3 protein-coding genes and 1 pseudogene are annotated in these 2,464 nt (G+C 63.3%); 1 reads left to right on the forward strand and 3 read right to left on the reverse strand.

What is annotated here, in order from left to right:
* Positions 1-1,072: medium chain dehydrogenase/reductase family protein (locus AC1D00_RS36470; protein WP_477014005.1), on the forward strand; the 1,072-nt coding region annotated here is incomplete at its 5' end.
* An 877-nt stretch (positions 1,073-1,949) separates the two neighbouring features.
* Here AC1D00_RS36470 and AC1D00_RS36475 read toward each other — a convergent pair.
* The 3 genes and pseudogenes from AC1D00_RS36475 to AC1D00_RS36485 all read right to left on the reverse strand — a co-directional run.
* A complete protein-coding gene (locus tag AC1D00_RS36475; RefSeq protein WP_156937099.1) occupies positions 1,950-2,102 on the reverse strand; it encodes a hypothetical protein in 153 nt (50 codons plus the stop codon).
* Between the two features lie 29 nt (positions 2,103-2,131).
* The gene (locus AC1D00_RS36480; protein WP_477014006.1) at positions 2,132-2,368 is read right to left on the reverse strand and encodes a hypothetical protein; all 237 of its coding nucleotides are present in this window, start codon (positions 2,366-2,368) and stop codon (positions 2,132-2,134) included.
* Positions 2,368-2,464 (reverse strand): annotated as a pseudogene (locus AC1D00_RS36485) (L-2-amino-thiazoline-4-carboxylic acid hydrolase); the annotation flags it as partial. The pseudogene AC1D00_RS36485 and the gene AC1D00_RS36480, both read right to left, overlap by 1 nt.

Below are 2,464 nucleotides of genomic sequence, written 5' to 3' on the forward strand. Positions count from 1 at the left end.
GAATGACGGCATTGCATGGAGATCGCCCATGATGGAACAGCGCAATCGAGTTGTTCAAGTCAGCCGCTTCGGTGATCCCGAGAGACTGGAGGTCGTCGACGCTCGCCTGCCCACCGCCGGCCAGGGCGAGGTGCGCGTTCGCGTGCTCGCGTCGAGCCTCAACTACACCGAGGTGTTGATCAGGCGCCATCTATACCCGCAAACGATGCGCCTCCGGCCGCCGTTCGTGATGGGCTACGACGTGGTGGGGGCAATCGATCAGCTCGGCGAAGGCGTGCACGAGTATCAAATTGGCGATCGCGTGGCCGACATGACGGTGGTCGGGTCAAACGCCGAGTATCGCACGCTTCGGGCGAACGACGTGGCCCGCGTGCCGGTGGGCGTAGACGCGGCCGAGGCGGCCACGCTGATCTTGAGCTGGACGACCGCGCACCAGCTTCTGCACCGTGTGGCCCAGGTCCAGCGAGGCCAACGTGTGCTCGTGCACGGAGCCGCCGGCGCAGTCGGCCAGGCGCTGCTCGTGCTCGGGAGACTGGCGGGCCTCGAGCTGTGGGGCACGGTGCGCGGCGAGCACATGGCGCTCGTCCGAGACCTGGGGGCAATCCCGATCGACTACAAGCATGAGGACTTCACGCGGGTTCTGCCGGGCGGGTTCGACGTCATCGTCGACGGCGTTGGCGAAGACGGCTATCGCCGCTCATACGCGGCGCTCAAGCCAGGTGGCCTGCTCTGTGCCATCGGGTTCTCGGCGAGCGTGCAGGCAAAGCGCCGAATGCTCCCTATCGTGATGGAGATCGCGCGCCTCTACCTGTGGAGATTATTGCCCGACGGCAAGCGAGCCCGCTTTTACTCGGTAAATGCCATGCGGGCGCGACATCCCACCTGGTTCAAGGAGGACCTGGAGGAACTGTTCGAGCTTCTGGCAGAAGGTGCCATCCGGCCGCGCGTCGCCGAGCGGATCTCCTTCGACGAGGTCGCCGATGCTCACCGTCGCCTCGAGGCTGGCGGTCTCGAGGGCAAGCTCGTGCTGTGCCCGGATCTCTCCTCGCGACGCAGCCAGCGCGCCGCCTGACGCGGTGCGACGCTGCCCGGGCGTTTCCGCTACGGTCAGGACCGCCGCTCGGAATGACCGCCAACAACTTCCATTCGAACCCAAGACGCCGAGCCGGCTGTGAGCATGGCGATCGGCAGGAACGGGCCCAAAGGAGCCCTTACGGTCCGGCTCGCCCTGAGCAAAGCCGGACCGCTCACCGACCAGGGAGTGGCTCACTTCCGGGGCTCAACGACTGTCTTTGTTGATCCGTCCGGCGCTGCCTGCATCCCCGGTGGGCTTTGACCTTGCGGACTTTCCGGCTGCGCACCACCCGACTTTGTTTCAATCGGTCCGGTCCAACCTTGCGGCTGCAATTGACCCTTTTCTTCCGGCGCCGAGCGCCCAGTCGGCGTGTTCAAGTCTTTCTTCGGATCGGCTTGCGCTGTCGCAAATCCGCACGACACGGCCCAGCAAATCGTCGTTATCAGAATAATCCTCACGGCGACCTCCGCTTGGCTAAATGTAACAAACAGGCTGGGCCACCCTTCAGTTCCGAAGGCCACATCCGACCCCCTCAAACCGTGACCGCGAGTTAATCAATCACCTCGTCAACGAGCACCACCGGCTGAGGTGGAATTTCGAAGGGAGCGTTTTCGCTGTCTCAGGGCTGCAGGAGTGATAGGAGCCTTTGACGGTCTTGATCGCGTAGGCGTTGGCATTCACGCAGCCGTTCCAGCTCCTCTTCAGCGCTTGCAGTATTTTGACCCTCACGTTTCAAGTCGAGAACTAGCCGCTCCTGTTCTGCAAGCTGGCGCTCTCCWGCGACCACCTCGCGTTCAATGCGGCCCAACTCATCATAGATCGAGGTTCTGTCCATCGAAGCGCTCCACGGTGCTCGATCAACCCGATCCACGTTTCACCGTTCCTCCCTTTTTCCATTTTTTCCCTGCAGGCCACCGTCGATCTCGACGCCAAGCTTGCGGCTCAGCGCCTGCTCGAGCGGCGACAGCGTCTTGGCCGCGGCGATTGCTGGAAGGCATAGGCAAGCGACTGCGATCATGATGCGCATGGAGAGACTCCAGAGATGTGAGAAGCTGGTTAGTGCAGGTACGGGGAAACGGCCGGATACCAGATGTCGGCAACCGCCTGGTGCCCTTGTGCGCTGGGATGCCCCATGCTGTCGGCGTAGCCTGTCGTGCTGATCGTCGGATTGCCTCCGTTCGATCCCGTGACCGTGATCCACCGGTTTGTAGAGGCCGCATGGAGAACCTGAAACTGCGCGACACCGCCGCCCGTCGACATCAGGAGCGAGCCGGCCGCGCGTCCATGAGGCATCACCTCGGGAGCCGCGAGAAGCGGAAATTGCAGTGGCTCGCACCGCCAGCCAATGTTTGCGTCCTGTCCAGACGGATGCCGCGCACAGCATAGGCG

This window comes from Bradyrhizobium sp. P2_E8 (assembly GCF_056403875.1).